Origin of the sequence: Burkholderia sp. BCC0044, from assembly GCF_902832955.1 — a bacterium.
Taxonomy (GTDB): Bacteria; Pseudomonadota; Gammaproteobacteria; order Burkholderiales; family Burkholderiaceae; genus Burkholderia.
Genome location: NZ_CADFDO010000001.1, coordinates 525,291 through 547,585, shown reverse-complemented (window position 1 = coordinate 547,585; position 22,295 = coordinate 525,291). Strand labels below are relative to the sequence as shown.

19 protein-coding genes are annotated in these 22,295 nt (G+C 69.2%); 7 read left to right on the top strand and 12 right to left on the bottom strand.

What is annotated here, in order from left to right:
- Positions 1–31: 31 nt before the first annotated feature.
- From HWX14_RS02470 to HWX14_RS02445, 6 genes are all read right to left on the bottom strand, one after another.
- Entirely contained in the window at positions 32–1,075 is a 1,044-nt protein-coding gene (locus HWX14_RS02470) for a LacI family DNA-binding transcriptional regulator (protein ID WP_175881405.1), read from the bottom strand.
- 332 nt (positions 1,076–1,407) lie between these two features.
- The gene (locus HWX14_RS02465; RefSeq protein ID WP_175881404.1) at positions 1,408–2,373 is read right to left on the bottom strand and encodes a D-glycerate dehydrogenase; all 966 of its coding nucleotides are present in this window, start codon (positions 2,371–2,373) and stop codon (positions 1,408–1,410) included.
- Between the two features lie 4 nt (positions 2,374–2,377).
- Entirely contained in the window at positions 2,378–3,658 is a 1,281-nt protein-coding gene (locus HWX14_RS02460) for an MFS transporter (protein WP_175881403.1), read from the bottom strand.
- Positions 3,659–3,773: 115 nt separating this feature from the next.
- Positions 3,774–4,766: a sugar kinase gene (locus HWX14_RS02455; RefSeq protein WP_175881402.1), complete on the bottom strand. Its 993-nt coding sequence runs from the start codon at positions 4,764–4,766 to the stop codon at positions 3,774–3,776.
- Positions 4,767–4,802: 36 nt separating this feature from the next.
- Complete coding sequence (locus HWX14_RS02450) at positions 4,803–5,567, bottom strand: TIM barrel protein (protein WP_175881401.1); 765 nt, start codon at positions 5,565–5,567, stop codon at positions 4,803–4,805.
- Positions 5,568–5,729: 162 nt separating this feature from the next.
- Positions 5,730–6,623, bottom strand: coding sequence for a LysR family transcriptional regulator (locus tag HWX14_RS02445; protein WP_175881400.1), 894 nt, complete (start codon positions 6,621–6,623; stop codon positions 5,730–5,732).
- A gap of 112 nt (positions 6,624–6,735) precedes the next feature.
- Here HWX14_RS02445 and HWX14_RS02440 point away from each other — a divergent pair, with 112 nt between their 5' ends.
- A complete protein-coding gene (locus HWX14_RS02440; protein WP_175881399.1) occupies positions 6,736–7,821 on the top strand; it encodes a YeiH family protein in 1,086 nt (361 codons plus the stop codon).
- A gap of 103 nt (positions 7,822–7,924) precedes the next feature.
- Positions 7,925–9,661, top strand: coding sequence for a ClcB-like voltage-gated chloride channel protein (locus tag HWX14_RS02435; protein WP_208456175.1), 1,737 nt, complete (start codon positions 7,925–7,927; stop codon positions 9,659–9,661).
- Between the two features lie 36 nt (positions 9,662–9,697).
- On the opposite strand, the gene HWX14_RS02430 is transcribed toward HWX14_RS02435, so the two are convergent.
- On the bottom strand, positions 9,698–10,318 hold the full coding sequence (locus HWX14_RS02430) for a TetR/AcrR family transcriptional regulator (RefSeq protein WP_175808627.1): 621 nt from the start codon (positions 10,316–10,318) through the stop codon (positions 9,698–9,700).
- Positions 10,319–10,506: 188 nt separating this feature from the next.
- On the opposite strand from HWX14_RS02430, the gene HWX14_RS02425 reads away from it, so the two are divergent.
- The 4 genes from HWX14_RS02425 to HWX14_RS02410 all read left to right on the top strand — a co-directional run bounded on the left by HWX14_RS02425 (position 10,507) and on the right by HWX14_RS02410 (position 17,480).
- Entirely contained in the window at positions 10,507–11,616 is a 1,110-nt protein-coding gene (locus tag HWX14_RS02425; protein ID WP_175881397.1) for an efflux RND transporter periplasmic adaptor subunit, read from the top strand.
- Positions 11,613–14,759 carry an efflux RND transporter permease subunit gene (locus tag HWX14_RS02420; protein ID WP_175881396.1) on the top strand — a complete coding sequence of 1,049 codons (3,147 nt, stop codon included), beginning with the start codon at positions 11,613–11,615 and terminating at the stop codon, positions 14,757–14,759. Before HWX14_RS02425 ends, HWX14_RS02420 begins: the two co-directional genes overlap by 4 nt.
- A gap of 2 nt (positions 14,760–14,761) precedes the next feature.
- Positions 14,762–16,327 (top strand): efflux transporter outer membrane subunit, encoded by a 1,566-nt coding sequence (locus tag HWX14_RS02415; protein ID WP_175881395.1) that lies wholly within the window; start codon positions 14,762–14,764, stop codon positions 16,325–16,327.
- A gap of 124 nt (positions 16,328–16,451) precedes the next feature.
- Entirely contained in the window at positions 16,452–17,480 is a 1,029-nt protein-coding gene (locus HWX14_RS02410; protein WP_175881394.1) for a MerR family transcriptional regulator, read from the top strand.
- Between the two features lie 47 nt (positions 17,481–17,527).
- On the opposite strand, the gene HWX14_RS02405 is transcribed toward HWX14_RS02410, so the two are convergent.
- The 5 genes from HWX14_RS02405 to HWX14_RS02385 all read right to left on the bottom strand — a co-directional run bounded on the left by HWX14_RS02405 (position 17,528) and on the right by HWX14_RS02385 (position 21,140).
- On the bottom strand, positions 17,528–18,214 hold the full coding sequence (locus HWX14_RS02405) for a hypothetical protein (protein WP_175881393.1): 687 nt from the start codon (positions 18,212–18,214) through the stop codon (positions 17,528–17,530).
- The gene (locus HWX14_RS02400; protein ID WP_012328573.1) at positions 18,189–18,413 is read right to left on the bottom strand and encodes a helix-turn-helix transcriptional regulator; all 225 of its coding nucleotides are present in this window, start codon (positions 18,411–18,413) and stop codon (positions 18,189–18,191) included. Before HWX14_RS02400 ends, HWX14_RS02405 begins: the two co-directional genes overlap by 26 nt.
- An 8-nt stretch (positions 18,414–18,421) precedes the next feature.
- A complete protein-coding gene (locus HWX14_RS02395; RefSeq protein WP_175881392.1) occupies positions 18,422–18,982 on the bottom strand; it encodes a DUF2975 domain-containing protein in 561 nt (186 codons plus the stop codon).
- Positions 18,983–19,130: 148 nt separating this feature from the next.
- Complete coding sequence (locus HWX14_RS02390) at positions 19,131–19,655, bottom strand: DUF4124 domain-containing protein (protein WP_175881391.1); 525 nt, start codon at positions 19,653–19,655, stop codon at positions 19,131–19,133.
- Positions 19,656–19,742: 87 nt separating this feature from the next.
- Positions 19,743–21,140, bottom strand: a complete 1,398-nt coding sequence (locus HWX14_RS02385; RefSeq protein WP_175881390.1) for a sigma 54-interacting transcriptional regulator — start codon at positions 21,138–21,140, stop codon at positions 19,743–19,745.
- 253 nt (positions 21,141–21,393) lie between these two features.
- On the opposite strand from HWX14_RS02385, the gene HWX14_RS02380 reads away from it, so the two are divergent.
- Complete coding sequence (locus HWX14_RS02380) at positions 21,394–22,278, top strand: MBL fold metallo-hydrolase (RefSeq protein WP_175881389.1); 885 nt, start codon at positions 21,394–21,396, stop codon at positions 22,276–22,278.
- Positions 22,279–22,295: the final 17 nt, after the last annotated feature.

Here is a 22,295-nt window from a genome sequence, read left to right as displayed (position 1 = left end):
CACCTGACGCGCCGCGTGCCCCGAATGATACTCAGCTTGCGGTCGACGCGCGCGCAATCAACTCGCCGGGCAGCATCGCGACGCGCACGTCGCCCGCCGCGCCGTCGATCCGTTCGTGCACGAATTCGACGGCCTTGTAGCCGATTTCGTAGGTCGGCTGACGAATCGTCGTGATGCCGATCAGCTCGGCCCATTCCGGATCGTCGATCGACAGCAGCGCCGCCTTTTGCTGCCACGCGGCGCCGAAGCGCGCGCGCAGGTGGCGCGCGATCGCCAGCGCGACCGGCGCGTTCGCGGCGAACAGCGCCGCGCGCACGCCGCGCCGGGCCGCATCGTCGATGCGCGCATCGACGTCGGCGAGCGCCGCCGCGGCCGCGTCGGGTTCGTTCAGGTCGAGCACGACCGTCGGCGGCACCGGCAGCCCGCGCGCCGCCAGCGCCGCGCGGAACGCGGTCTCGCGCACGCGCCGCGAGCTGACGCGCTCGAACGGCTGCACGACGAAATGGATCGCGTCGAAGCCGTGCTCGACCAGGTGCGCGAGCGCCGTCTCGATCGCGTCGGTGTTGTCGAGGCCGATCAGGTCGGCCTCGAAGCCCTCGACCGTGCGGTCGACGAGCACGGCCGGAATGCCCGCGCCGCGCAGCGGGCGCAGCACGTCTTCGTCGGCGCCGAGCGCGTTGACGATCAGCCCTTCGACGCGGTACGTCGTGAGCAGTTGCAGGAAGCGGCGCTCCATCTCGACTTCGTTCGCCGCGTGGCAGATGAGCGGCATGTAGCCGAGCGCATGGCACGCGGCCTCGACGCCCTGCAGCACTTCGACGGTGTAAGGATTGGTCAGGTCGGCCGCGAGCATGCCGAGCAGCCGGTTGCGGCCGCGCTTGAGCCCGCGCGCCATCTGGTTCGGCCGGTAGTTGAGCCGTGCGATGGCCGCCTCGATCCGCTGGCGCAGATCGACGGACAGCACATGCGTCTCGCCGTTCAGGTAGCGCGAAACGCTGGTCTTGCCCGTGCCGGCCTCGCGCGCGACGTCGCTGATCGTCGCCGGACGCGTCGTGGAAGGTTGCGAATCGGTCACTGTCGTGCCTCGCGACGTACGATCCGCGCCGCTTCTCGAGCAGACGGACCTTTGTTGTTGGAAACGTAAGCCAACCGGCGGCCTTCCCTGTCCTGGCGCGTGGGCGCCTGCGCCGGCCCGGTGCTTCGCGGTCGAGCCGCGCCCGCCAGCAGCGTGCTACGGCAGTCGGCCGCACCGGACCTGGCGCGGATGCCCGTCGTGCGACGCCGCCGGCCGCGTGGCCGGCCGTCGATACGACGAGCGCGGGCGATCATAACGCAGCCAGCCCTCCGGCACCAAGATCATCGACTCTAACGGCGCGGGCACCGCGCCGGCCGGTTGCCGGAAGCGGCTCAGGCGTGCGCCAGCGCATCCGGATTGACGAGATTCGTGCGCAGCGTGCCGGCCAGCGCGCCGACCAGGTTTTCCGCGGCGCAGCGCGCCATCGCATGGCGCGTCTCGTGCGTCGCCGAGCCGATATGCGGCAGCGCGACGACGTTCTTCATCTGCAGCAGCGGCGAATCCGCCGGCAGCGGCTCCTTTTCGAACACGTCGAGCCCCGCGCCGCGAATTGTTCCCGCGCGCAGCGCGTCGACCAGCGCGGCTTCGTCGACGACGGGCCCGCGCGACGCGTTGATCAGGATCGCGCCGCGCTTCATCTTCGCGAATTCGGGCGCGCCGATCAGGTGGCGCGTGTCGGGCGACAGCGGCACCTGCAGGCACACGAAATCCGACTGCGCGAGCAGCTCGTCGAGCGTCACGCGCCGCGCACCGTACTGCGTCTCGGCCTCCGCATGCGCGGACCGGTTCGCGTACAGCACTTGCATCCGGAAGCCGAGCGCCGCGCGACGCGCGACCGCGCTGCCAATGCGCCCGAGCCCGACGATGCCGAGCGTCTTGCCCTGCACGTCGGTGCCGTACAGGTCCGCGCCGATGCTGCGATGCCAGTGGCCGGCCTTCACCCACTCGGCCAGTTCGACCACGCGCCGGGCGGAAGCCAGGATCAGCGAAAACACCGTATCGGCCGTCGACTCGGTCAGCACGTCCGGCGTATGCGCGAGCACGATGCCGCGCCGCGTGAGATCGGCGACGTCGAAGTTGTCGTAGCCGACCGAGATCGTCGACCACGCCTTCAGCCGCGGCGCGCGATCGAGCATCTGCGGCGTGACCTTCAGGCTCGCGCCGATCGCGCCGTCGGCGTCGCCGAGCGCGGCGGCAAGCGCGTCGGCGCCGTCGGCCTGCACGACGTCCGCATGCTCGCGCAGGTACGTGAGAACGTCATCGGGCAGCGGCTTGTACGCGACGATACGGGGCTTCATCGTTTCATTTTCCTTGCAGCGGCGCGGCGAGCGGATGCGCATCGCGCGCCTGGGGTTTGACGGACAGCGTGAGGATCACCGCGGCGACGAGCGCGGCGCTCATGAAGGCGTACGACGCGACGGGCGACCCGGTCGCGCCGTTCAGGTAGCCGACGAAATATGAGCCGACGAACGAGCCGAGCGCACCCATGCTGTTGATCAGCGCCATCGCGCCGCCGGCGACGTTCTTCGGCAGCAGTTCCGGCACGATCGCGAAGAACGGACCGTACGGCGCATACATCGCCGCGCCCGCGACGACCAGCAGCGCATACGAGATCCAGAAATGCGACGAGCCGAGCGCGTACGACGCGGCGAACGCGGCCGCGCCGACCAGCAGGAACGGCCACACGAAACCGCGGCGCGACCCGACCTTGTCGGACGCCCACGACGCGGCGAGCATCGCGATCGTCGCCGCGAGGTACGGCAGCGCGGACAGCCAGCCGGTCGCGACCATCCCGAGGTCGGAGCCGTTCTTCACGATCGACGGCAGCCACAGCACGAAGCCGTACACGCCGATGCTCCAGCAGAAATACTGCGCGCACAGCTTGATCACGGCCGGCGAGCGGAACGCCTCGCCATAGTTGCGCACCGGCTTGATCGCCGCCTGCTCGGCCGCGAGCGCGGCGTCGAGGTCGCGCTTTTCCTGCGCGCTGAGCCACGGCGAATCGGCCGGCTTGTCCTGCACGAGGACCCACCAGCACACGGCCCAGATGACGGCCGGCACGCCTTCGGCGATGAACATGTGGCGCCAGCCGAATTCATGCACGAGATAACCGGACACGATCGACATCCACAGCACGGTGACCGGGTTGCCGAGGATCAGGAACGTGTTCGCGCGCGAGCGCTCGTTCTTCGTGAACCAGTTGCTGATGTAGATCAGCATCGCCGGCATCACGGCCGCCTCGACGATGCCGAGCACGAAGCGGATCGCCATCAGCGACGGGATGTTGCTGACCACGCCGGTCAGCGCCGCGCAGCCGCCCCACAGCACGAGGCTCACGAACACGAGCTTCTTCACGCTGCGGCGTTCCGCGTAGATCGCGCCGGGAATCTGGAAGAAGAAGTAGCCGAGGAAGAACAGCGCGCCGATCAGCGACGACAGGCCCTTGCTGATGCCGAGATCCTGGTTGATGCCGGCCGCCGCCGCGAACCCGTAGTTGGCGCGATCGAGGTAAGCGAGGCTGTACGTGATGAAGACGATCGGCATGATCGTCCACCACCGACGGGCTGCGAGATTGGTTGGCATGAGCGTGTCTCCGTATGTCGGCCGGACTTGGCGCGCTGGCGCCTGCCCGGCCGCGAACAAAACTACTGTGCGTCGCGCACGAAATGGATCCGCGGATTGTGCCGTGTCCGGCCTCTCATTGCGCGGTGACGGTTTCCTCTAAGCGATCGGCGTGATTGCTGACCTTTTCGAGCCGGTCGAGCGCGTCGCGCGTCGGCAATCCTTCCGAATCGCCGATCACCTGGATCGCGAGCGCACCGATCCGGTTGCCGCGCGCGACCGCCTGTTCGACGCTGCGCCCTTCGAGCAGCGCGCTGACCACGCCGACCGCGAAGCCATCGCCGGCGCCGACCGTATCGACGACCTTTTCGACGCGCTCGCCAGCCACCGTGCCTTCGCGGCCGTCGGCCGTGCGGAAATACGCGCCTTGCTCACCGAGCTTGATCACGACGCCGCGCGCGCCTTGCGCGAGATAGAAGCCCGCGATGTCGGCCGGCGTGTCGTGCCCGGTGAGTTGCCGACCTTCGGCCAGGCCCGGCAGCACCCAGTCGGCAAGCGCGGCGAGCGCATTCAGCGTGTTCGCCATCACGTCGGCGGACGGCCACAGCGTCGGGCGCAGGTTCGGGTCGAACGAGATCGTCTTGCCGGCCGCACGCATCTCGCGCGCAAGCCGGAACGCGAGTTCGCACGACGTCGCCGAGATCGCCGGCGCGACGCCGGTCAGATGCAGATGGCGCGCGCCGAGCACGTAGTCGGCCACGTAGTCGTCGCACGACAGGTGGCTCGCGGCCGAGCCCTTGCGGAAATATTCGACGGTCGGATCGCTGCCGTCGTCGTTGCGCGACTTCAGCTGGAAACCGGTCGGGTAGCGCGGGTCGACGGTCACGCACGACGCGTCGATGCCCTCGCGCGCCAGCGTGTCGAGCACGTAGCGGCCGAACGAATCGCGGCCGACCCGGCTCATCCAGCCGACTCGGAAGCCGAGCCGCGACAGGCCGATCGCCACATTGAGATCGGCGCCGGCGATCCGCTTCGCGAATTGCCCGGCGTGCGCGAGATGGCCGGGCTCCGTCGCGACGAACATCGCCATCGCTTCGCCGTAGGTCACGACATCGAGTGCTGCTTTCATGACTGAACTCCTCAGGATCCTGCTGCGGTCACGCGGTCACGCGGATGCGAGCCACGCGACGCGCCGGCATGCATCGCCGGCCAGGTCGGCCGCGTCGAACGGAAACTCGATGCCGCGCGGCGCATGCTGCGGCAGCGCCGCGAGCACGCCGGTCACGAGCGGATCGTTCGGCGCCGGCGCGACAGCGAAACGACGCGCGCCCTCGCCTTCGGTGGCCTTGCAATGAATGTATTCCACATGCGGCGCGAGCACCTGCGCGCAGTCGAGCGGCGCTTCGCCGCGCCACTGCCAGTTGCCGATGTCGAACGTCATGCCGAGCGCATCGGGCAGGCCGGCGTCGGACAGCGCGTCGAACAGCCCGCGGAACTGCGCGAACGCGCCGCCGACCTCGAGCTGGCCGTTCTCGACCACCACGCGGGCCCGCGCGCCGCGCGACAGCGCGACGATCTCGGCCGCGTGCGCATCGCCGGCGAAACCGCCGAGCTGGAATTTCACGAAGCGCGCGCCGAGCGCGTCGGCTTGCGCGAGCGTGTCGCGCAATGCGTCGGCATCGAGCGCACCCGTTTCCGTATAGAGCGAGTCCGGGGTCGAATAGACCGACCACAGCCCGTGGCCGGCGATTTGCGCGCCGAGCGCGGCCAGCGCGCCGGGCGCCGTATCGTCGTCCGACGCGAATAGTTCGCGCCGCACCTCGAAACCGGCCGCGCCGGATGCCGCCACGGTCGCGATGAATGCACTGTGGCCCTCCTGGCGCACTCGGTCCATCCCGAATGCGCTCGCCACGATCACGATGTCTGCCATGTTGCCCTTTTTCAACCGGAATGGAACCGGTTCCATTTGCTTGAGACGGATGGTGCGCTTCGCTTCAAACCCACGCCATAGAGGAAATCCCTAAGGCCCGATCGGCGCACGAATACGCGCCCGAGCGCGCGCAACAGGTGTTCCCGGCGCGGCTTCGAGCACCTACGCGAGGCGCTGCGCGAGGCTCATTTCGAGGAATTGCGCGGCGACTCGCGACGGCGCGCCGCCATGCGGCAGGAGAATGGAGAAATGCCGCGTGAGCGGCGCGGGCGCGAGCGAGCGCGGCACGAGCGCCGCATCCTCGTGACGCAGCGACATCGCGGACACGAACCCGACGCCCATCCCCGCGCGCACGGCCTCCTTCACGGCCTCGACCCCCGCGATCTCGAACGCGACGCGCATCGGCGCGCCGCCATGCGCGAACGCGCGCTCGACGAGTTGCCGCACCGCGGAGCCCGCCTCGCGCAGCACGAGCGGATGCGCGGCGAGCGCGTCGAGCGTCACGCCGGCGTCGTGGCCGGGCGCCGCGAGCGGATGGCCGGCCGGCACGATCGCGACGATCTCGTCCTCGTGCCACGCGTGCACGGCCGTGCCCGGCGGCAGCGCCTCGCCGGGCGGCCCTTCGATCAGCGCGATGTCGAGCGACGGCAGCGCCGCGACCACGTCGGCCGTATTGCCGCTCATCGTCTGGATCGACACGCGCGGCGCGCGCGGCTGGAACGCCGCGATCAAGTACGGCAGCAGGTAGCTCGCGGGCGTCGTGCTCGCGCCGATGCGCAGCGTGCCGGCTTCCAGCCCGCGCACCGCGTCGCGAAACGCGCGTGCCTGCGCGAACGTGTCGCGCTGCGCCTTCGCGTATTGCGCGAGCTGTTCGCCGACCGGCGTCAGGCGGATGCCGCGGCCGTCGCGCTGGTACAGCGGCTCGCCGAACTCGTCCTGCAGCAGCCGCAACTGGCCCGACACGGCCGGCTGCGACAGATGCAGCGCGACGGCGGCGCGGCTGATGTTCAGATGCTCGGCGACGGCGGCGAACGTTATCAGTTGATCCGGGGTCATGGGGATAAATTATCGGCTTTCCGGATAGTTTATGTCACAAATCACAATTTTTCATATCGATATAACGAAATTAGGATTACAGCATCGCCACACGCTCCACCACGGTGCTTCCATGTCCACTGCTCCGACTCCCCCTCTCAGCCACGCCGCGCCGTCGATGCGCGGCCAGTTGAACGGCGTGCTGTTCGTCGCGCTGTTCGCGGCCGCCGTCACGAGCCTGTCCGAGCTTCCCGCGATCGCGGGGCTCGGCCTGTCGCCGCTGATCGTCGGCATCGTCGCCGGCGCGCTGTACGGCAACGCGCTGCGCGACGGCATGCCGGCCAGCTGGGCGGCCGGCGTCAATTTCTCCGCCCGCAAGCTGCTGCGCATCGCGGTCGCGTTCTTCGGCTTGCGCGTGAGCCTGCAGGAAATCGCGCAGGTCGGGCTGCCGGGCCTCGCGGTATCGGTGCTGGTCGTCGTCAGCACGCTCGCGATCGGCACCTGGGTCGGCATGAAGCTGATGAAGCTCGACCGCGACGCCGCGCTGCTGACCGCCGCCGGCAGCGCGATCTGCGGCGCGGCCGCCGTGCTCGCGTTCGAGTCGACGCTGCAGTCGAAGCCGCACCAGAGCGCGATGGCCGTGGGCAGCGTCGTGCTGTTCGGCACGCTGTCGATGTTCCTGTATCCGCTCGCCTATCACGCCGGGCTGCTGAACCTCGATCCGGCCGGCCTCGGCCTGTTCTTCGGCGGCACGATCCACGAAGTCGCGCAGGTGGTCGGCGCGGCGAGCGACATCAGCCCGGAGGTCGTGCACGTCGCGACGATCGTGAAGATGACGCGCGTGATGCTGCTGGTGCCGGTGCTGCTCGCGCTCGGCTGGTGGCTCGCGCATTCGGCCCGTTTCGCGCGTTCGGCTCACGACGCGGCCGGCGGCGCGCAACGCCGGCACAAGGTGGCGGTGCCGTGGTTCGCGCTCGGCTTCCTCGGCTTCGTGATCGTCAATTCGCTGAACGTGCTGCCCGCGGACGTCACGCATACGCTGAACGTGCTCGACACTTTCGCGCTGACGATGGCCATGACCGCACTCGGCATCGAAACGCGCGTCGCGCAGATCCGCGCGGCCGGCCCGCGTGCGCTGATGACCGGCCTGATCCTGAACGTGTGGCTGATCGCCGGCGGCTACGGGATCACCTGGGCCGTGCAGCACTGCCTTGGCTGAGCCGCATGTCCGCGACGGTTCGCGCGCCGCGCCCGCCGGGGGAGTCCCGCGGGCGCGGCGCAGTGCTATGCTTCGCGTCGTTTTCCATCGCCCCCTGTCAGCCGTGCTCTCGTTCCTGCTGAAGCTGCGCACTCGCGCGCGAACGCTGCTCCGCCTGTCGGACGCCCATACGATGCTGATCTGGTCGGCCATCGTCGGCGTCGGCGGCGCCTTTGCCACGATGGCGTTCCGCGAAGGCATCGACCTGATGCAGCGCCTGATCTCGGGGCACAGCGGCAGCTTCGTGCAGATGGCGAAGAGCCTGCCGTGGTACCTGCGGTTCTGGATACCGGCCGCGGGCGGCTTCCTCGCCGGCTGCGTGCTGCTGCTCGCGACGCGCGGCGACCGGCAGGCCGCCAGGACCACCGACTACATGGAATCGGTCGCGCTCGGCACCGGCGTCGTGCCGGTGCGGCAGAGCCTGTGGCGCAGCGTGTCGTCGCTGCTGACGATCGGCAGCGGCGGCTCGATCGGCCGCGAAGGCCCGATGGTGCAGCTCGCGGCGCTCGCCGCGTCCCTCGTCGGCCGCTTCGCGCACTTCGACCCGCCGCGCCTGCGCCTGCTGGTCGCGTGCGGGGCGGCGGCCGGCATCACGTCCGCGTACAACGCGCCGATCGCCGGCGCGTTCTTCGTATCGGAAATCGTGCTCGGCACGATCGCGATGGAGAGCTTCGGGCCGATGGTCGTCGCGTCGGTCGTCGCGAACATCGTGATGCGCGAATTCGTCGGCTACCGGCCGCCGTACGAGATGCCGGTGTTTCCGGCCGTGACGGGCGCCGAGGTGCTGCCGTTCGTCGTGCTCGGCGCGCTGTGCGGCGTGCTCGCGCCGCAGTTCCTGCACCTGCTCGACGCGTCGAAGACGCAGTTCAAGCGGCTGCCCGTGCCGTTGCCCGTGCGGCTCGCGCTCGGCGGCCTCGTGGTCGGCGTGATCTCGGTGTGGATTCCGGACGTGTGGGGCAACGGCTACAGCGTCGTGAACCAGATCCTCCATGCGCCGTGGACCTGGCAGGCGCTCGTCGCGGTCCTCGTGTTCAAGGTGATCGCGACGGCCGCGACGGCCGGCTCGGGCGCGATCGGCGGCGTGTTCACGCCGACGCTGTTCGTCGGCGCCGTGTTCGGCTCGCTGTTCGGATTCGCGATGGACGCGCTGTGGCCGGGCCATACGTCCGCGTATTTCGCGTATGCGATCGTCGGGATGGGCGCGTTCATGGCGGGCGCCACGCAGGCGCCGCTGATGGCGATCCTGATGATCTTCGAGATGACGCTGAGCTATCAGGTCGTGCTGCCGCTGCTGGTGTCGTGCGTGTTCGCGTATTTCGTCGCGCGCGCGACGGGCACGACGTCGATGTACGACATCACGCAGCACCACTACCAGGACGCGCAGGAGCGGCAGCGGCTGCGCACCACGCAGATGCGCGAGCTGATCCAGCCCGCGCAGACGGTCGTGCCGCTCACCGCGAGCGTCGCCGACATGACGCGCGTGTTTCTCGAATATCCGGTGAAGTATCTGTACGTGACCGACGACGCCGGGCGCTTTCGCGGCGCGGTCGCGTTGAAGGACATCACGTCCGATTTGCTCGACAAGCGCGACACGACCGACAAGACGGCCGCGCACTATGCGCATACGCCGTTTCCGCTGCTCACGCCCGACATGCCGCTCGCGACCGCGCTCGAGCGCTTCATGGCGTTCCAGGGCGAACGCCTGCCGGTGATCGAGAGCGAAGCCGAGCCGACGCTCGCGGGCGTCGTCTACAAGACGTCGCTGCTCGACGCGTACCGGCGGATGACCGGCGAACGCTGACGCGCCTCGCCGCACCGCCCACACCATCCGCGCCGGTCAGTCCGGCGCACGCCCCAGCACGACCCGGGCGAAGAACCCGCCGAGCACCGACTCGGCCACGTCGGCCGACACGTGCTGCGGATCGGCCGTGTAGTACGACTGCACGCCGTCGCACAGGCACATCAGACCGAACGCGAGCGTGTCGGCCGGCAGCAGCAGCGGCGTGCCCGAGCGCTCGGCGAAGCGCTGGATGAATTCGGCCATCTGCACGCGCTTGCCGTGCAGGAACTGGTTGAAGCGCACGCGGAACTTCGCGTCGCGCGCGGCCTGCAGCTTCGCCTCGCCCCACAGCAGCGAGTATTCGTCGTCGCGAAACAGCGTCCGGTAATACGCGAGCGCCATCGATTCCATCTGCTCGCGCGTGCCGCCCCCTTCGAAAATCGCGACGAAGTCGGCCTGTACCTCCTCGTGGTTGCGCTCCAGCAATTCCAGCAACAGGTCGGACTTGCTGCGGAAATTCGAGTAGAACGCGCCGCGCGTATAGCCGGCGGCCGCCGCGATGTCCTCGACGCTCGCGGCCACATACCCTTTCTTCAGAAAAATGCGATGCGCGGCTTTCAGCAGACGTTCGCGCGTCTGGTCCCTGCTCTGCTCGCGAGTTAAGCGCTGTGGTTTCATGCCGCGCAGTCTAGCATCCCTTTCCTTTCGGATTCATCTTTGCATTCAGATACAGGTGTGTATTAGAATTCGCCACAGTTTCCGAAGATGTCGTTCGTCTGTTCGTGTGCGCCGGTGCCGGCGCCACTTGGGGCAAGCGCCCGCCGCGCTTGCCGGCTTCGTTCCGCTCCACCTCACCTGGGGGTTTCGTGAATCGCTCCGGTTCCCGCGCCGCGCTGCTGATCGGCGCCGCGCTCGTCCTTGCCGCCTGTCATCCGAAAGAATCCGCGCCGCCCGCTGCGCGCCCCGTCGTCGCGCTGCCCGCGCGGGCCGACACCGCCGCGGCCGCGCGCACGCTGCCCGGCGACATCCAGCCGCGCTATGCCACCCCGCTGTCGTTCCGCATCGCCGGCAAGATCATCGAGCGCAAGGTTCGGCTCGGCGATACGGTGAAGGTCGGCCAGGTCGTCGCGCTGCTCGATCCGTCCGACGTCGAGAAGAACGCCGCGAGTGCGCAGGCGCAATTCGATGCCGCGACGCACAGCCTCGCGTTCGCGAAGCAGCAGCTCGACCGCGACCGCGCACAGGCCCGCGAAAACCTGATCGCGACCGCGCAGCTCGAACAGACGCAGAACAGCTACACGTCGGCGCTCGCGCAGCGCGACCAGGCGCAGCAGCAGCTCGCGCTCGCGAAGAACCAGCTCCGCTACGCGACGCTCGTCGCCGACCATGCGGGCACCATCACCGCCGAACAGGCCGATACCGGCCAGAACGTGTCGGCCGGCCAGCCGGTCTACCAGCTCGCGTGGTCGGGCGACGTCGACGTCGTCAGCGACGTGCCCGAGGCCGCGCTCGCGTCGCTCGCGCCCGGTCATGCCGCCACCGTCACGCTGCCGTCGCTGCCGGGCCGACAATTCGCCGCGAAGGTGCGCGAAATCGCGCCGGCCGCCGATCCGCAAAGCCGCACCTACCGCGTGAAGCTCACGCTCGGCGCGCCCGATCCGGCGATCCGGCTCGGGATGACCGCGGACGTCGCGTTCGACGGCGCGCCGTCCGCCGGCGACACGCAGCCGATCACGCTGCCCGCGACCGCGCTGTTCCACGACGGCGCGCAACCGGCCGTGTGGGTCGTGCGCACCAAGGACGACACGCTCGAGTTGCGCCGCGTCGACGTCGCGCGCTTCAACGAGCGCACCGTCACCGTGTCGCACGGACTGCAGCCGGGCGAGCGCGTCGTGCTGCAGGGCGTGCATACGGTCAGCGCGGGCGAGAAGGTGCGCGCGATCGCGCCGCTGCACCCGGAGGACTTCGCATCGTGAGCGTCTCCCACGAAGAAGGCCGGTTCAACCTGTCCGCATGGGCGCTGCGCCACCAGGCGCTGGTCGTCTACCTGATCGCGCTCGCGACGCTTGCGGGCATCCTCGCTTACACGCGGCTCGCGCAGTCCGAAGACCCGCCGTTCACGTTCCGCGTGATGGTGATCCGCACCTTCTGGCCGGGCGCGAGCGCGCGCCAGGTGCAGGAACAGGTGACCGACCGGATCGGCCGCAAGCTGCAGGAAACGCCGGCCATCGATTTCCTGCGCAGTTATTCGCGCCCCGGCGAATCGCTGATCTTCTTCACGATGAAGGATTCGGCGCCCGTGAAGGACGTGCCCGAAACCTGGTACCAGATCCGCAAGAAAGTGGGCGACATCGGCTATACGCTGCCGCCCGGCGTGCAGGGTCCGTTCTTCAACGACGAATTCGGCGACGTCTACACCAACATCTGGACGCTCGAGGGCGACGGCTTCACGCCCGCGCAACTGCACGACTACGCGGACCAGTTGCGCACCGTGCTGCTGCGCGTGCCGGGCGTCGGCAAGGTCGACTATTTCGGCGACCCCGACCAGCGGATCTTCATCGAGGTCAACAACGCGCAGCTCACGCGCCTCGGCATCTCGCCGCAGCAGCTCGGCCAGGCGATCAACGCGCAGAACGACATCTCGTCGGCCGGCGTGCTGACGACCGCCGACGATCGCGTGTTCGTGCGGCCGAGCGGCCAGTTCGACAACGTCGATGCGATCGCGAATACGCTGATCCGCATCAACGGCCGCACGTTCCGGCTCGGCGATCTCGCGACCGTGAAGCGCGGCTACGACGATCCTCAGGTCACGCAAATGCGCACGAACGGCCATGCCGTGCTCGGCATCGGCGTGACGATGCAGCCGGGCGGCGACGTGATCCGGCTCGGCAAGGCGCTCGACGCCCAATCGAAGGACTTGCAGGCGCAACTGCCGGCCGGCCTCAAGCTGACGCTGGTGTCGAGCATGCCGCACGCGGTCGCGCATTCGGTCGACGATTTCCTCGAAGCCGTCGCCGAAGCGGTCGCGATCGTGCTGGTCGTGAGCCTCGTGTCGCTCGGGCTGCGCACCGGGATGGTCGTCGTGATCTCGATCCCGGTCGTGCTCGCGGTCACCGCATTGTTCATGTACCTGTTCGACATCGGGCTGCACAAGGTGTCGCTCGGCACGCTCGTGCTCGCGCTCGGGCTGCTCGTCGACGACGCGATCATCGCGGTCGAGATGATGGCCGTGAAGCTCGAACAGGGCTACACCCGCGCGCGCGCCGCCGCGTTCGCGTACACCAGCACCGCGTTCCCGATGCTGACGGGCACGCTCGTCACGGTGTCCGGCTTCCTGCCGATCGCGCTCGCGAAATCGAGCACCGGCGAATACACGCGCTCGATCTTCGAGGTGTCGGCGATCGCGCTGATCGCGTCGTGGTTCGCGGCCGTCGTGCTGATCCCGCTGCTGGGCTTCCACATGCTGCCCGAGCGCAAGCGGCACGCGCACGAGGCGCACCTGCCCGACGATCACGAGCACGACATCTACGACACCCGCTTCTACCGGCGGCTGCGCGGCTGGATCGACTGGTGCATCGAGCGGCGCTTCGTCGTGCTGCTGATCACGGGCGCCCTCTTCGTCGTCGCGATGATGGGCTTCTCGCTGGTGCCGCAGCAGTTCTTCCCGAGCTCCGACCGGCCCGAACTGCTGGTCGACCTGCGGCTGCCCGAAGGCGCGTCGTTCGCGGCGACGCTGCGCGAGACCGAGCGCCTCGAGAAAGCGATCGACAAGCGGCCCGAGATCGACCATGCGGTGAACTTCGTCGGCAGCGGCGCGCCGCGCTTCTACCTGCCGCTCGATCAGCAATTGCAACTGCCGAACTTCGCGCAGTTCGTGATCACCGCGAAATCGGTCGAGGATCGCGAGAAGCTCGCGACCTGGCTCGAAACCACGTTGCGCGACACCTTTCCGGCCGTGCGCTGGCGGCTGTCGCGGCTCGAGAACGGCCCGCCGGTCGGCTATCCGGTGCAGTTCCGCGTGAGCGGCGACAGCATCGCGACGGTCCGCTCGATCGCCGAGAAGGTCGCGGCGACGATGCGCGGCGATGCGCGCACGGTCAACGTGCAGTTCGACTGGGACGAGCCGGCCGAGCGCTCGGTGCGCTTCGAGCTCGACCAGAAGAAGGCGCGCGAGCTGAACGTCACGTCGCAGGACGTGTCGAGCTTCCTCGCGATGACGCTGTCCGGTACGACCGTCACGCAGTATCGCGAGCGCGACAAGCTGATCGCCGTCGACCTGCGCGCGCCGCGCGCCGACCGCGTCGATCCGGCGAAACTCGCGGGCCTCGCGCTGCCGACGCCGAACGGCCCCGTGCCGCTCGGCTCGCTCGGCCGCTTCACGCCGACGCTCGAATACGGCGTCGTATGGGAGCGCGACCGCCAGCCGACCATCACCGTGCAGTCGGACGTGCGCGCCGGCGCCCAGGGCATCGACGTCACGCATGCGGTCGACGCGAAGCTGAACACGTTGCGCGCGCAGTTGCCGGTCGGCTATCAGATCAACATCGGCGGCTCGGTCGAGGAAAGCGCGAAGGCGCAGACGTCGATCAACGCACAGATGCCGCTGATGGCGATCGCCGTGTTCACGCTGCTGATGATCCAGCTGCAAAGCTTCTCGCGCGTGCTGATGGTCGTGCTGACCGCGCCGCTCGGGCTGATCGGCGTGGTCGCGACGCTGCTGCTGTTCGGCCAGCCGTTCGGCTTCGTCGCGATGCTCGGCGTGATCGCGATGTTCGGGATCATCATGCGCAACTCGGTGATCCTCGTCGACCAGATCGAGCAGGACATCGCGGTCGGCCACGGCCGCGTCGACGCGATCATCGGCGCGACCGTGCGGCGCTTCCGGCCGATCACGCTGACGGCCGCGGCCGCCGTGCTCGCGCTGATCCCGCTGCTGCGCTCGAACTTCTTCGGGCCGATGGCGACCGCGCTGATGGGCGGCATCACGAGCGCAACCGTGCTGACGCTGTTCTACCTGCCTGCGCTGTACGCGACGTGGTTCCGCGTGAAGCGCGACGAACGCGACCCGCAGGACGGCCCGCCGCCAGGCGGCACACCTGCCGCGCCGTCGGGAGCCTGACCATGGATCGATCGATGACCCTGAAAAAGAAAGCCGTGCGGGCGCTCGCGGTGGCGAGCGTCGCCGGCCCGCTCGCGGGCTGCGCGTGGTTCGCGCCGAGCGGCGAGCCGCCCGCGATGCCGTCGCCCGCGCACTACGGCGCCGCGCCGCAAGTCGAGCAGACGGTGTCCGCGCAAGGTGTCGCGCAGCAGTTCGAGGTCGGCGCGCAGCCGGTGCCGGACTGGTGGAAACAGTACCGTTCCGACGCGCTGAACGCGCTCGTCGACGAAGGGCTGCGCAACAGCCCGACATTGAGCGCGGCGTCGCATTCGCTGGATGCCGCGCGCGAACAGTTGCGCGGGCAGATCGGCAGTTCGATGCTGCCGTCGATCGACGCGGTCGGCCAGGCCACGCGCCAGCGCGCGCTCGGCGTGCCGATTCCCGCGCTCGGCGCACCGACGCTGCTGTACGACACGTTCGTCGGGCAACTGCAGGCCAGCTACACGGTCGACCTGTTCGGCGTGTCGCGCTTCGCGAACCGCGCGCTCGCGAAACGCGTCGACGTCAGCGCGTTCCAGCTCGAATCCGCGCGGCGCGCGCTGGCCGCGAACATCGTGACCGCGTCGATCACCGTGTCGGTGCTCAATGCGCAGATCGACACGACCGAGCGGCTCGTCGCGCTCGCGAACGACCAGGCGCACGACGCCGAGCGCCGCCATGCGCTCGGCTCGGCCTCGCGCAGCGACGCGCTCAATGCCCGGCAAAGCGCCGACACGTTCGCGGCGAGCCTGCCCGCGCTGCGCCAGCAGCGCGACTCGGCGCGCCACGCGCTCGCGGTGCTGGTCGGCCGCACGCCCGACCGGCCGCCGGCCGATCTCGCACTCGCCGATCTGCACCTGCCCGAGCAGGTGCCCGTCGTCGTGCCGTCGGACCTGCTGCAAAGCCGCCCGGACATCCAGGCCGCCGACGCGGGGCTGAAGGCCGCCGCCGCCGAAGTGGGCCTCGCGACCGCGCAGATGTTCCCGCAACTGTCGCTGTCGGCGGCGATGGGCAAAGGCGGCTTCAGCTGGCCGGCGATGCTGTCGGGCGCGGGCGCGATCTGGAACGTCGGCGCGTCGCTGAGCCAGCCGATCTTCCACGGCGGCGCGCTGCTCGCCCAGCGCCGCGCGGCGAAGGCGACTTACGAGGCCGCGGTCGACCAGTACAAGCAGGCGGTGCTCGGCGCGTTCCAGAACGTCGCCGATTCGCTCGCGGCGCTCGAGCACGACGCGGAGGCGCTCGATGCGTCGTCGCGCGCCGCGCTGTCCGCCCGTGGCGCATACGACGACGCGGCCGCCCGCGTGCGGCTCGGTGCGCTGCCGCCGTCGGCCGCGCGCGCGAGCGAGTTGCAGTACCGCAATGCGCGGCTCGACGAGATTCGCGCGACCGGCGCCCGGTTCGCGGATACCGCGCGGCTGTACCAGGCGATGGGCACGCCGCCGGCGGGCAATGGCGACAAGTCTGCTAAAACCGGCAACGCAGCCGGCGACAGCACGACCGGCACGCAGGCACGCGCCACCACGCCCGACCCTGCTCCTTCCGCGCAATAACCGGCCCCTTCGATCGGACGCGCGTGCGGCTCCCCGCCACACCCGTCCGATCGCCGATCTTCCGCTTGACCCTCACGTAGCGTAACGTTCGAGACTCCAGTGTGCGCACCGAACGGAGAAACGAATGCGGCTGAAAGTGGGAGACCTGGCGAAACGCAGCGGGCTGACCGTCCGCACGCTTCATCACTATCACGCCATCGGTCTGCTGACGCCTTCGGCGCGCGCCGACAACGGCTACCGGCTGTACGACCGCGACGACATCGCCCGGCTCCACCAGATCCAGGCCCTGCGTCGCTTCGGACTGTCGCTCGCCGAAATCGGCGACTACCTGAACCGGCCCGGCACGCCGCTCGTCGATCTCGTCGCCAGGCAGATCGCGTCGCTCGACCGCCAGCTCGCGCAAACCGCGCAGCTGCGCGAGCGGCTCGCGAGCCTGCATGCGCAGCTCGCGGCGGGCACCGAGCCGGAACTGGCCGATTGGCTCACCACACTGGAGTTGATGACCGTGTACGACAAATATTTCTCCGAGGAAGAACTCGCGCGCCTGCCGATGTACCAGAAGAGCCAGGCCGGCGACGCGGAATGGATCGCGCTCGTCGACGAGGTCCGTACGCTGCACGAGGCGGGCGTGCCCGCCGAGGACGCGCGCGTGCGTGCGCTCGCCGCGCGCTGGATGGCGCTGCTGGTGCGCGACACGAACAACGATCCGCGGTTGCTCGCGAAGCTGAACCTGATGCACGAGCAAGAACCATCGATGCAGTCGAAGATCGGCATTTCGACCGCGTTGCGCGACTACGTGCTGCGCGCTTCGGCGGAAACGAAGATGCGGCTCTTCGAGAAATACCTCGCGCCGGACGAGATCCGCTTCATGCGGGCGCACTACGGCGAACGCTCGATGGAATGGCCGCAACTGATGGCCGACGTGCGCGACGCAATCGATGCGGGCGCGCAGCCCGATTCGCCGCAAGGCCGCGCGCTCGCGCAGCGCTGGCTCGAGCTGTTCTGCAGCTATGCGGGCCACGATCCGGCCACGCACGCGAAATTCCGTCACGCGCTGATGAACGAGCCGGCGCTGACGAAGGATTCGTGGACCGACGACACGCTGCTCGGTTTCGTGCGCGCAGCGATGGCGCAGTTGGCGCCGGTGCGTTGATCGCATGACGGGCGGGCGGCACGCGGGTTGCCCGTGTGCCGCCCGTTTCACCATTGGCAGCCGGTGTCGCGTACCGCATCCAGCGCGAGCATCGGCAACGCGAGCAGGCCTGCGCCCGCATATGCGTGCCGGCAATCGGCGCGACGCGCGCCCGACATGCCGTCGGCCAGCTTGGCATCGACGGTGCGACGGCGCGGCAACATGCCGCCCGACGATGCGCCCAGCGCACCGACGGCCGCCTGCGCGGGGCTGCGCGCTGCGCGTGGCTGTGCACCGATCGCGTCCAGATCGCGCCGCCAGTCGAGATCGGGGCTTGCAGCGGTCGCCGGCGGGCTGTCATCTGCGTCGGCGGTCGTCCGGCTTTGCCTGTGCGACGTACTCGGCGCATCCGCAGACGAACGCGCCGCCCTACGCGCGTTCGCCACCGCAGCAGAACGCTTCGCCGATTGCACGGTGCCGCGCCCGCCCGCGCTCGGGCCAGCCGGCCCGACCTCGCGTGCGATCACCTCGGGCGCCGGCCGCGCGGGAATCAACTCGACGCGCAGCGCGGTGCGCGGCCGCTCGACGGTTTTCGGGCCGACCGCCGTCGACACTCGTTGCAGCAGCAGCCATCCGAGCAGGTGGATCGATATGGACACCACGACCGCGAGCGCGACGACGCGCGACCGACGGCGCCCGGCCGCATCGACACGCCGCGTGCCCGCTGCGTCAGTCGGGCTCGCCGCCGCCGTCATCGCTGAACGCGAGCAGGTCGCCCGGCTGGCAGTCGAGATAGCGGCAAATCGCCTCGAGCGTCGCGAAGCGGATGCCCTTCACCTTCCCCTGCTTGAGCAGCGACAGATTCTGTTCGGTGATGCCGACGGCTGCCGCCAGATCCTTCGAGCGAACCTTGCGCATCGCGAGCATCACGTCGAGCTTGACTACGATCGTCATCGCGCGCCTCAGACGAATTGCCGATGCTCGGCGTCGAGCTCGCTCGCCTGCCGGAGAATGTGCGCGATGACCGCGATGCACGCGGCCGTGAACAGCGCGACCACGTACGGCAGGGTGAAGCCGATGCTGACCACACGATGGCCGACCGGTTCGCGCAGCGTCGCCCACACGCTCAGCAGCGGCTCGCACAGCAGGCTCAGCACCACCCACAGGCCGATCGCGCGCCCCGTCTTGCCGAGATGGCCGGCCGCCTGCACCGAGAAATAGTCGCGCCGCGCATACGTGCGGAACAGCGCGCGCAGATGACGAAGGCCGTTCGCCAGCGCGATGAGCGGCACGCTCGACAGCAGGATGCCGACGGCCTTCTGCCACCACGGGAACGCGGCGACGTCCACGCGCAGGTTGGTGAGCACCGAATCCGTGAGGCCGAATACGAAGCCGGGCCCCGAGGCCCCGTTCAGCGACGGAAACAGCCAGCACGCAGCGTTGAGCACCAGCATGCAGACGATGAACCCCAGCGTGACGGTGGCCATCTGCTGGCTGATACGGGCAATGCGATCGGAATGCATGACGTGTCCTCGACGACGAATGAACGAGCGTCGATTGTACGCCGGAAATTATCGTGAAACGATAATTAATTGTCGTATTGTTGTGATTTTTTATTGTTCGGCAGGCTCAATCCGTGGCGATCTGTCCGTGACCGGCCGGGTGCCTCCGCTAGTCGTTGCGCATGCTGATCCCGCGCCAGCGCTTCGTCATATAGCGCAGAAACGCGGGCTGCGCCTTCAGGTCCGCATTCGGCACGGGCGCCGCGCCGCCGTCGACCAACTTGCCGTTGACCGTGACGATCTCCTCGCCGCGCAGCACGTATTTCGTGCCCGCGTCGATCAGGAAGTACTTGACCTGATCGGCGCTCACGTCGCCGCGGCAACCGATCTTGTATGCGAACAGGAACTGCTTGCGGCCGTTGCCGAGCAGGTCGCGCATTTCGATCGACTTCGGTACGACGTCGAGAATCACGTCGACCGGGCATGCCTTCACGTAGTCGCGCACCGTCCAGTCGGGGCGGCCGTCGAGCGTCGCGGACACCTTGAGTTCGACGTCGTCGCCGGACGCGGTTCTGGCGAGCGTCACCGCGTGCGCACCGGCCGCATCGGTCCACGTGTAGTCGGCGGCGTGCGCCGGGCCGGCCAGCGCTGCGACTGTGAGCAACAGGCAACGCAAAAGGGCATGTCTTGTCATCGGCGATGGAGAGAAAGCGAGCGGGAATCGAACGCGCCATTATCGACAAAGCCGCGTGCCGCTGCCAGCCGCATACGCCACGCCCGTTCAGCGCTCGCGCGTGCCGAACCCGAGCGCCTTCATCCGCCGGTACAGCGTCCGTTCGCTCAATCCGAGTTGCTCGGCGAGCGCCTTGCGGGTACCGTCGAACGCGCGCGCGATACGGACCAGCTCCGCGTCCGACACGCCGCGCGCATCCGCCGCCTGCGCATGCGGCGCCGCCGCTGCCGCGACGAGTTCGGCCGGCAGATGTTCGACGCGGATCGTGCCGTCGTCCGCGAACAGGCACGCGCGTTCGAGCACGTTGCGCAGCTCGCGGATGTTGCCGGGCCACGCATATGCGTCGAGGCACGCCCGCGCGCGCTCGGTCAGCGTGAATGGCCGGGCCGCGAATGGTCGCGCATTCGCGTCGCCCGCCTTGCCGCGCGCGTTCGCGATCCGCCGCAGGATCGATTCGGCCAGCAGCGCGACGTCGCCCTGCCGTTCGCGCAGCGCCGGCAGCGGAATCGGAAACGCGTTGATCCGGTAGTAAAGATCCTGCCGGAACCGACCATCGTCGATCATCTCGCGCAGCGGCTTGTGCGTGGCCGCGACGAGCCGGAAATCCGCGCGCAGCGCCTCGACGCCGCCCACGCGCCGGAACGTGCCCGATTCGATCAGCCGCAGCAGCTTCACCTGCATCGGCAGCGGCACGTCGCCGATCTCGTCGAGAAACAGCGTGCCGCCCTGCGCGGTTTCGACGAGGCCCGGCTTGCGCTGGTTCGCGCCCGTGAACGCGCCTTTCTCGTAGCCGAACAGTTCGCTCTCGAACAGCGTCTCGGCGATTCCTGAGCAATCGACGACGACGAACGGCCCCATCGCGCGATCGCTCGCCTCGTGCAGCGCACGGGCGAACAGCTCCTTGCCGGTGCCCGATTCGCCGAGCAGCAGCACCGGCAGCGTCGAGGGTGCCACGCGCTGCAGCGCGCCGAGCGCCGCGTTGAACGCGTCCGAGCCGCCGACGAGCCCTTCCGCGCTCGGCTGCGCGGACGCGCTGCGCACCGTCGTCAGCCGCTCGACGTACGCGATCACGTTGCCGTCCGCATCGAAGATCGGCCGCAGCTCGACGTCGACATGCTCGGGGCCGCGCGGCGTGTGATGGATGTGCAGCACGCGGTTCAGCCCGCGCGATTCGAGCGCCTGCTTCATCGGGCAATGCTCGCCCGCCTGGTCGCACGGCACGTCGTAGTGATGCGATACCTGGAAACAGTGCCGGCCCACGTGCTCGACGCCTGCCACGCCGAACTGGCGCCGGTACGCATCGTTCGCCGCGAGGATCCGGTAGTCGGGGTCGACGACGATCATCGGCTGCGGGTCCTGCTCGAGATACGCGACGAGCGCGCGTACGTCGGGCATCGTGTCGTGGCGCGGGACGGGGACGATCGGGATGGTGTCGTGCGGATTCATGCGGCGGCTCGCTCGGCGAAGGGGCGCCCGGACGGACTGCCAGGCTGACTGCCAATTCTGCCACGACACTGCCAGTTATGGCAGTTATCGTCCGCCACCGGATGTCGCCGCCACCTTCTCGGGGCCGCCGGCGCGCCCAAAACCCGTGCTGAATCAAGCCCCTGCCACATCGGGCGGGGCGCGCCGCAGCGCTGGCACGCTTCTTGAGACAAAGACCGCCATTGCAGATGCAGAACCCGATCGAGGACACTCCGTGAGCAACGCCCCCGCCCTGTCGGTCGAAGGCTTTTTCGACCCGGCGACCCACACCGTCAGCTATCTCCTGCTCGATCCGACGAGCCGCGCGTGCGCGCTGATCGACAGCGTGCTCGACTACGATCCGAAATCCGGCCGCACGCGCACCGCCAGCGCCGACCGGCTGATCGCGCGCGTCGCCGAACTCGGCGCGACCGTGCACTGGCTGCTGGAAACGCACGTGCACGCCGACCACCTGTCGGCCGCGCCCTACCTGAAAGCGCAGGTCGGCGGCCAGATTGCGATCGGTTCGCACGTGCGCCGCGTGCAGCACGTATTCGGCACGCTGTTCAACGCGGGCCCCGGCTTCGCGGAAGATGGCCGCCAGTTCGACCGGCTCGTCGACGACGGCGACACGCTCCCGCTCGGCGCGCTGACGATCCGCGCGCTGCACACGCCGGGCCACACGCCCGCGTGCATGACCTACTGCGTGGACGACGCGACGCAGCGCGCGGCGTTCGTCGGCGACACGCTGTTCATGCCCGACTACGGCACGGCCCGCTGCGACTTCCCCGGCGGCGACGCGCGCACGCTGTACCGCTCGATCGCGCGCGTGCTCGCGCTGCCGCCCGACACGCGCCTGTACCTGTGCCACGACTACCAGCCGGGCGGCCGCGACGTGCAGTTCGTGACGACCGTCGCCGAGCAGCGCCGCGCGAACGTGCATGTGAAGGACGGCGTGACCGAGGACGATTTCGTCGCGATGCGCACCGCGCGCGACGCGACGCTCGACATGCCGGTGCTGATGCTGCCGTCGGTGCAGGTCAACATGCGCGCCGGCCACCTGCCCGAGCCCGAGAACAACGGCGTGCGCTACCTGAAGATTCCGCTCGACGCGATCTGAGCGCCTGCGCCCCACCG

Excerpts from the sequence above, each read along its gene's own strand:
- HWX14_RS02465 (WP_175881404.1), bottom strand. The coding sequence starts at position 2,373 with ATGAAGCCCCGTATCGTCGCGTACAAGCCGCTGCCCGATGACGTTCTC.
- HWX14_RS02460 (WP_175881403.1), bottom strand. The coding sequence starts at position 3,658 with ATGCCAACCAATCTCGCAGCCCGTCGGTGGTGGACGATCATGCCGATC.
- HWX14_RS02455 (WP_175881402.1), bottom strand. The coding sequence starts at position 4,766 with ATGAAAGCAGCACTCGATGTCGTGACCTACGGCGAAGCGATGGCGATG.
- HWX14_RS02450 (WP_175881401.1), bottom strand. The coding sequence starts at position 5,567 with ATGGCAGACATCGTGATCGTGGCGAGCGCATTCGGGATGGACCGAGTG.
- HWX14_RS02445 (WP_175881400.1), bottom strand. The coding sequence starts at position 6,623 with ATGACCCCGGATCAACTGATAACGTTCGCCGCCGTCGCCGAGCATCTG.
- HWX14_RS02440 (WP_175881399.1), top strand. The coding sequence starts at position 6,736 with ATGTCCACTGCTCCGACTCCCCCTCTCAGCCACGCCGCGCCGTCGATG.
- HWX14_RS02430 (WP_175808627.1), bottom strand. The coding sequence starts at position 10,318 with ATGAAACCACAGCGCTTAACTCGCGAGCAGAGCAGGGACCAGACGCGC.
- HWX14_RS02415 (WP_175881395.1), top strand. The coding sequence starts at position 14,762 with ATGGATCGATCGATGACCCTGAAAAAGAAAGCCGTGCGGGCGCTCGCG.
- HWX14_RS02410 (WP_175881394.1), top strand. The coding sequence starts at position 16,452 with ATGCGGCTGAAAGTGGGAGACCTGGCGAAACGCAGCGGGCTGACCGTC.
- HWX14_RS02405 (WP_175881393.1), bottom strand. The coding sequence starts at position 18,214 with ATGACGGCGGCGGCGAGCCCGACTGACGCAGCGGGCACGCGGCGTGTC.
- HWX14_RS02400 (WP_012328573.1), bottom strand. The coding sequence starts at position 18,413 with ATGACGATCGTAGTCAAGCTCGACGTGATGCTCGCGATGCGCAAGGTT.
- HWX14_RS02395 (WP_175881392.1), bottom strand. The coding sequence starts at position 18,982 with ATGCATTCCGATCGCATTGCCCGTATCAGCCAGCAGATGGCCACCGTC.
- HWX14_RS02390 (WP_175881391.1), bottom strand. The coding sequence starts at position 19,655 with ATGACAAGACATGCCCTTTTGCGTTGCCTGTTGCTCACAGTCGCAGCG.
- HWX14_RS02385 (WP_175881390.1), bottom strand. The coding sequence starts at position 21,140 with ATGAATCCGCACGACACCATCCCGATCGTCCCCGTCCCGCGCCACGAC.